Here is a 6,533-nt window from a genome sequence, read left to right as displayed (position 1 = left end):
TGGAACGGGTGGGCATGGATTGCAGGCGCTGCCCTCTACTTGCTCTGCCTGCCGGCGCTGCGTCGCGGGCTTTGGAGAAATTCTTCAAATTCCCGTTGCACATAGCCCGGCAATTCCTTTCCCTGCTCTGCCATAAGCGCAGCGAATGCCGGGTAATACTCGTCAACGATCTGATAGAGAAGGGTTTGCTCGGGTCGGTGGCTCTGGTAACGACCAGTATCCCGATCCCGGCTGGCCGTCCTGGCCGCCACATGAGGCATGTTCCGCGTCCTTGCAATACTGTGTTTACATACAGTCTATCGCTTAGCGGAAAGTTCTTTTACCCTCAGCCGAAATGCCTGCCGTTGCTAGACATTGCCAGCCAGTGCCCGTCACTCCGCGGTCTTCACTGCGTGATCGAGTTGATCGACACCCGCCGTGACACGCTCCATGAAGTGCCTGCCTGCGTCTGTTAGCCGAACGCCCCGCGCATGGCGCTCAAATAGCAGGACACCAAGGTTATCCTCCAGCGCTTTCACACGCGCGCTGACGCTCGACTGGCTGATACCAAGTGCCTTGGCCGCATGCCGAAAATTCAGATGCTCGGCGACGGCGATGAACTGAACAAGGGAAATGAGCGGTATCCTGCCAGACAGGATACCGACATTCACGAGGTTTCGATGGTTAGTGCGCCGCATCGGAGCGGGCCTGCTACCAGTCGTCGGTTAGACGACTGGCGACTTCTCGGTGGCAGCCCCACGGAGCCGAAGGAGCACCAGCCCCAACGAAACCAGTACCGCCATCGCCGTGGCGTAACAGATCACGGGCCACGCTGTGTCACCGTTTAAAAGTGCCACCGCCAATGTCCCGACAATGCTGACTATCAGGCTTTGAACGCAGAAGTAGAACGCGACCGCTGATCCCGCGATGTCGTCGAACTCTGCCAAAGCGCCGTTCGCGGTAACGGACACCGTGAAGACAATACCGACCGCGACAACCCACATCGGTAGGATGAAGGTGAGGAATGACGGCGAGCCGTAAAGTTCGCCGATCCCCAACAGGACCGCTCCGCAAACAAGCAACGCCATCCCACGCGCCACGCATCCTGCGATGCCCCATCTGGCGACAAAGGACTTCGCGAAACGGGTTGTCACGATCATTACAAGCGCGACAGTGGCGAAGGCAAAGCTGAATCCGATCTCGGAATATTCCGCTTGGCCTATGAGCACACGGGGAGCCGTCGAGAAGAAGACGAAGTAGGTGCCCATACCGGCGCTAAAGCCGACAGTGTAAACCCAAAAAGCCGGACTCGCGAAGATCGGCAAGACAGATCGGCGCGTCTTGACTTGATCCAGAGGGCGGGTTTCGTGCCACCTGAAACCCGCATTTAGGAGTGCGAGCATCGCCAGTATAGCCAAAGTAATGAATATCGCCTGCCATCCCAAGAACTCGCCGATCAATACTCCGGCGATAGGGCCGAGCGCAGGCACGAACGCCAGCATCGAACTGAAAAGGCCGTAGATGACGACACCCTCAGGACGGTTGGCATAAACGTCGCGAACCGTCGCGAACGTCGCCACCAGCATGGCCGACGCGCCCACTGCTTGAAGTAGACGGAAAGCGACAAAGGCCGGTGCAGTTGAAGACCAAGCTGCTCCCAGAGACGCAATGACGAAAGCCGTTGCGCCCGCAAGTAGAATTGGCCGTCGCCCGATTCTGTCTGAGAGCGGACCAAAAATCACCTGGCCCACGCCGAGCATCACCATATAGAGGCTCAACGTGAGTTGGATCATAGCGGGCGTCGTGTTCAGGATGCCGGGCATCGCTGGAACGACAGGGAGATAAATATCCATCGCCAGTGAAGCGAGGATGTCGAAAGGAGCCATCAGCAGCAGTGCTGCCGGCAGCGTATAGGCCCACGCGGGGCGTGTGGTGGTCATGACGAATCAACCCTCGATTAAGGAATACCGGGCGACGTCTGCTCGTCAGCAATCAGATGAGACTAGCCTTACAGAGCGCCGCAACAACAATACTGGTTGTTGCGGCTTACTTGTCTGCTGACTTGGAATTTCCCATCTGATTACTCCACGCTTACGAATATGAATTGCTACATTTTATCCGATTATCTTTTGCTTCGCAATGCGGCATGGGCGCACTCAGCGTTCCAGCCCCCTCTGCCGCCCTAACTGCCACGACACCGACCCGCCCTGCACGATGCCCATAACCTCGCGGCCGAGTTGGCGGTCGATGATCGGCCGCCACGGGACAAGGGTGAACTCATGGGATTTCTCGACCACGGCGAACTTGCCGCTCGATAGATGCACGGTTCCGGTAAACTTGCCGCTGACGCTCTCGCCGTCCGTGGCGGCGCGGAACGGCAGGCCCTTACTCAAAGCCATATCCGATCCGACGCCGGCTACCTCGCGCTCCCGCAGGATGGCGAGAAGGTTGCGCCGGTAGAAGACGCGGCTGTCCCGGCTGCGGGTGGCGTCGCCCTGTTCGATATGGTGCTCGCGGCGCTGGTCCATGGCTTCGCGGACTTGTTGCCCGAAGCCGGTTGGCGCAAGGTCGGCCGTCTCGCCGTGGATCAGCCGCCGGTCCAGCCAGGTCGCGCCGTCCGATCCGATCTGTTTGTTCAGATCGACCGGGGAAAGGACGCGAACGCTGGCCTGACTGTCTCGGCCGGCGTCATGGGCGGCGGCACGGCTGACCAGATCATCGGGGATGCGCCATTGGTCGGCGTCGATCCGCTCGACGATACCGGCCCGGCGTAGCGCCTCCAGCCGGCGCACATGGGCATCGACATAGCCCTCATAGTCGCCGCCTGGAACGCGGCACGTATAGGAAGAATAAACGCCCTTTTCACCCAAGTCCAACAGCTTTGGACCGCAGTTGACTCTTTCGACACCCCTGCGATGCAACCCAATCCGGCTGACGGGGAGCCAGCAACGCTGAAAATTTACCCTCCTCTTTCCCACTAGCGGCTCCTTTTCCGACAACCAGCACGGCGGATCCCTGCCGCGGCGCTGTGAACGCAGCATTTTGATTGGTATCGTTGGCCTTCAGGCTCGTCAGTCAAACAGACCCAGGAGCAGCTCAGCCGGTGGCGCCCGGCTTTCGGGTAACGCCCTGGTCCCGCTGGTTTCGGCTTTGTGCTTCAGGTGATCAAGGATCTGCTTGATCACTATAGGGTCTTCAATGCAGGCGATGACTTTCATGGCGCCGCCGCAGCCGCTGCAGGTCTCGATGTCGATATTGAAAACACGCTTGAGCCGTTGCGCCCATGTCATCGACGCTCGCCGTTGTGCTGGTGTTGCCGGTTCATCAGCCACCCTGACCTTGTTGCCCCTGCCCCGTTTTGCCGGCGTGACCAACGCCCGGTGCCGACTGTTGGGTGCGAACACCCCGTGGAAGCGGGTTAGGTTGACTCTGGGCTTCGGTACCAGGGCGGCCAGCCTTGCAATGAAATCCAATGGTTCGAAAATGACGTGCGTGGTGCCGTCCCGGTACGGCGTCTTGAGCTGGTAGCGCACGTTGCCGCCTCGTGTTAACGACAGCCGCTTCTCGGATACCGCCGGGCGGCTGATGTACCGGCACAGCCGTTCGAGCTTCTTGCGTTCATCGGCCCTGGCCGCCACGCCGGCGTGCAGGCTGGACCCGGCTACCTTGCCAATCCCGTCACCGAACGGATCACCACTGGTCGGCAGAGTTTGCAAAGTGAACACCTTTCGCCCCGCCTGTGAACCGACAGCGATACGGTAAGTGATCGAGTGCCCCAGCAGGGGTGTCATCGGGTCGTCATCCACCGCATCCGAGGCCAGATAGCTGTTTTCGACATCCCGTTCCAGCAGGCCTTGCCGTTCCAGATAGCGACCCACCCGGTGGGCGATGGTGTGCGTCAGCTGGGTGAGCTCTGGGCTGGTCGGCGCCTTGACCCAGCGGAAACGCGCTGAGCCGTGGGATTGCTCGACATACACACCGTCGAGAAACAGCATGTGGAAGTGAACATTCAGATTGAGCGCCGATCCAAAACGCTGGATCAGGGTGACCGCGCCCGTCTTGGCCACTTGGTGGGTATGGCCCGCTTTCTTGACCAGGTGCCAATACCCATCTTTGTATCAACTCCCCTTCCTGCCCGGCATCCCCGCAATTGATGACTTCAGAACAAGATGCTACCAATTTTTCAATAACAGCAAATTGCCTTTTTACTCCATCGTTATCAATTAGTTTAATGCCAAATTTTTTAGGTACAATTGGCAGATCTTCCAATTTCCAGTATTTCCAATTTTCTTTGTAATCATGGGGTTCATTCAATGTACACAGATGGCCAAAAGTCCAGGTTACCCAATAGCCATTTCCTTCATAAAAGCCGTTGTTGCGTTGTTTTGCACCAATTACTTCGGCAATATCTTTTGCCACAGAAGGTTTTTCAGCTATACATAAAATCATAAGGAGGCAAAGTTAGTAAGGTCGTTGAAGTTTTGAAACCGTTACATACAAAACATTTCAACAAAAACAGTAAGTTTTAGAGTTATTTACGTGTATATTTTTTTATTTCAAAAGCAAAAGCGTGTTTTTCATCAATACCCTGTTTCAGTACAGTTTCACTATTCCACTCAGATTCAGAAAATTTAGGAAAAAAAGTATCTGCGTCAAACACTCCATCTACTTGTGTGATATACATTTCTTGAAGGATGTTTCGCTGCATAACTTCTGCATAAATTTGTCCCCCACCAATGATGAAAACAGTTCTTTCGGTTTCATTTTTATAGAACTCTAAACATTCAGTAAGTGAAAAAAAGACATGAGCTCCTGGTGCTTGATAGCCGATTTGGTGAGTTAAAACGGCATTTTCACGATTTGGCAAGGGTCTAAATTTCTCAGGAATAGATTCATAATTTTTACGTCCGGTTATTACTACATGACCTGTTGAAGTTTCTTTAAAGAATTTCATATCAGCCGGCAATTTCCATAACAAATCGTTGTCTTTACCAATGCCAAAATTTTTATCCATGGCAACAATTAATGATAGTTTCATAATGATCGGTATTGAATAATTAATTTTTTATTTGAGGCATTAAGCACATGCAATAATTTCTCAATTGGTTTTTTCACCTTTTCTTTCAAATGTAACTCATCTGCAGTTTGAATCATACGTATAGGAAGAATAAACGCCCTTTTCACCCAAGTCCAACAGCTTTGGACCGCAGTTGACTCTTTCGACACCCCTGCGATGCAACCCAATCCGGCTGACGGGGAGCCAGCAACGCTGAAAATTTACCCTCCTCTTTCCCACTAGCGGCTCCTTTTCCGACAACCAGCACGGCGGATCCCTGCCGCGGCGCTGTGAACGCAGCATTTTGATTGGTATCGTTGGCCTTCAGGCTCGTCAGTCAAACAGACCCAGGAGCAGCTCAGCCGGTGGCGCCCGGCTTTCGGGTAACGCCCTGGTCCCGCTGGTTTCGGCTTTGTGCTTCAGGTGATCAAGGATCTGCTTGATCACTATAGGGTCTTCAATGCAGGCGATGACTTTCATGGCGCCGCCGCAGCCGCTGCAGGTCTCGATGTCGATATTGAAAACACGCTTGAGCCGTTGCGCCCATGTCATCGACGCTCGCCGTTGTGCTGGTGTTGCCGGTTCATCAGCCACCCTGACCTTGTTGCCCCTGCCCCGTTTTGCCGGCGTGACCAACGCCCGGTGCCGACTGTTGGGTGCGAACACCCCGTGGAAGCGGGTTAGGTTGACTCTGGGCTTCGGTACCAGGGCGGCCAGCCTTGCAATGAAATCCAATGGTTCGAAAATGACGTGCGTGGTGCCGTCCCGGTACGGCGTCTTGAGCTGGTAGCGCACGTTGCCGCCTCGTGTTAACGACAGCCGCTTCTCGGATACCGCCGGGCGGCTGATGTACCGGCACAGCCGTTCGAGCTTCTTGCGTTCATCGGCCCTGGCCGCCACGCCGGCGTGCAGGCTGGACCCGGCTACCTTGCCAATCCCGTCACCGAACGGATCACCACTGGTCGGCAGAGTTTGCAAAGTGAACACCTTTCGCCCCGCCTGTGAACCGACAGCGATACGGTAAGTGATCGAGTGCCCCAGCAGGGGTGTCATCGGGTCGTCATCCACCGCATCCGAGGCCAGATAGCTGTTTTCGACATCCCGTTCCAGCAGGCCTTGCCGTTCCAGATAGCGACCCACCCGGTGGGCGATGGTGTGCGTCAGCTGGGTGAGCTCTGGGCTGGTCGGCGCCTTGACCCAGCGGAAACGCGCTGAGCCGTGGGATTGCTCGACATACACACCGTCGAGAAACAGCATGTGGAAGTGAACATTCAGATTGAGCGCCGATCCAAAACGCTGGATCAGGGTGACCGCGCCCGTCTTGGCCACTTGGTGGGTATGGCCCGCTTTCTTGACCAGGTGCGTGGCAATGACGCGGTAAACGATGCCCAGCACCCACCCCATGATCTCGGGCCGGCTGGCAAACAGGAAACGCAGCTGAAACGGGAAGCTCAACACCCACTGACGCATGGGTTGTTCAGGCAGTACTTCATCAACC

General features: G+C 55.8%; 5 protein-coding genes and 3 pseudogenes. 1 reads left to right on the top strand and 7 read right to left on the bottom strand.

Features of this window, described 5'->3' with window-relative positions:
- Positions 1-105, top strand: a pseudogene (locus tag R7035_RS24810) (TCR/Tet family MFS transporter); the annotation flags it as partial.
- Positions 106-371: 266 nt separating this feature from the next.
- Here the strand turns inward: R7035_RS24810 and R7035_RS24800 are convergent.
- The 7 genes and pseudogenes from R7035_RS24800 to R7035_RS24775 all read right to left on the bottom strand — a co-directional run.
- Positions 372-677, bottom strand: a complete 306-nt coding sequence (locus R7035_RS24800) for a LysR family transcriptional regulator (RefSeq protein ID WP_001255015.1) — start codon at positions 675-677, stop codon at positions 372-374.
- 27 nt (positions 678-704) lie between these two features.
- Positions 705-1,919 carry a chloramphenicol/florfenicol efflux MFS transporter FloR gene (gene floR / locus R7035_RS24795; RefSeq protein ID WP_000214122.1) on the bottom strand — a complete coding sequence of 405 codons (1,215 nt, stop codon included), beginning with the start codon at positions 1,917-1,919 and terminating at the stop codon, positions 705-707.
- A gap of 216 nt (positions 1,920-2,135) precedes the next feature.
- The gene (locus tag R7035_RS24790; RefSeq protein ID WP_001447541.1) at positions 2,136-3,020 is read right to left on the bottom strand and encodes a DUF3363 domain-containing protein; all 885 of its coding nucleotides are present in this window, start codon (positions 3,018-3,020) and stop codon (positions 2,136-2,138) included.
- Between the two features lie 30 nt (positions 3,021-3,050).
- Positions 3,051-4,079, bottom strand: a pseudogene (locus tag R7035_RS24785) (IS91-like element ISVsa3 family transposase); the annotation flags it as partial.
- Positions 4,080-4,092: 13 nt separating this feature from the next.
- Positions 4,093-4,428, bottom strand: a pseudogene (locus R7035_RS26235) (toprim domain-containing protein); the annotation flags it as partial.
- 82 nt (positions 4,429-4,510) lie between these two features.
- Positions 4,511-5,023, bottom strand: a complete 513-nt coding sequence (locus R7035_RS24780; RefSeq protein WP_086371372.1) for a dihydrofolate reductase — start codon at positions 5,021-5,023, stop codon at positions 4,511-4,513.
- A gap of 345 nt (positions 5,024-5,368) precedes the next feature.
- A partial coding sequence (locus tag R7035_RS24775) for an IS91-like element ISVsa3 family transposase (protein ID WP_000320694.1) occupies positions 5,369-6,533 on the bottom strand: 1,165 nt, incomplete at its 5' end.

It is taken from the genome of Vibrio sp. 1731, assembly GCF_033339955.1.
Lineage (GTDB): Bacteria > Pseudomonadota > Gammaproteobacteria > Enterobacterales > Vibrionaceae > Vibrio > Vibrio alginolyticus.
The sequence above is the reverse complement of the archived record's forward strand: the minus strand, read 5'-3'. Positions and strand labels throughout refer to the sequence as shown.

Excerpts from the sequence above, each read along its gene's own strand:
- R7035_RS24790 (WP_001447541.1), bottom strand. The coding sequence starts at position 3,020 with ATGCTGCGTTCACAGCGCCGCGGCAGGGATCCGCCGTGCTGGTTGTCG.
- R7035_RS24800 (WP_001255015.1), bottom strand. The coding sequence starts at position 677 with ATGCGGCGCACTAACCATCGAAACCTCGTGAATGTCGGTATCCTGTCT.
- floR (WP_000214122.1), bottom strand. The coding sequence starts at position 1,919 with ATGACCACCACACGCCCCGCGTGGGCCTATACGCTGCCGGCAGCACTG.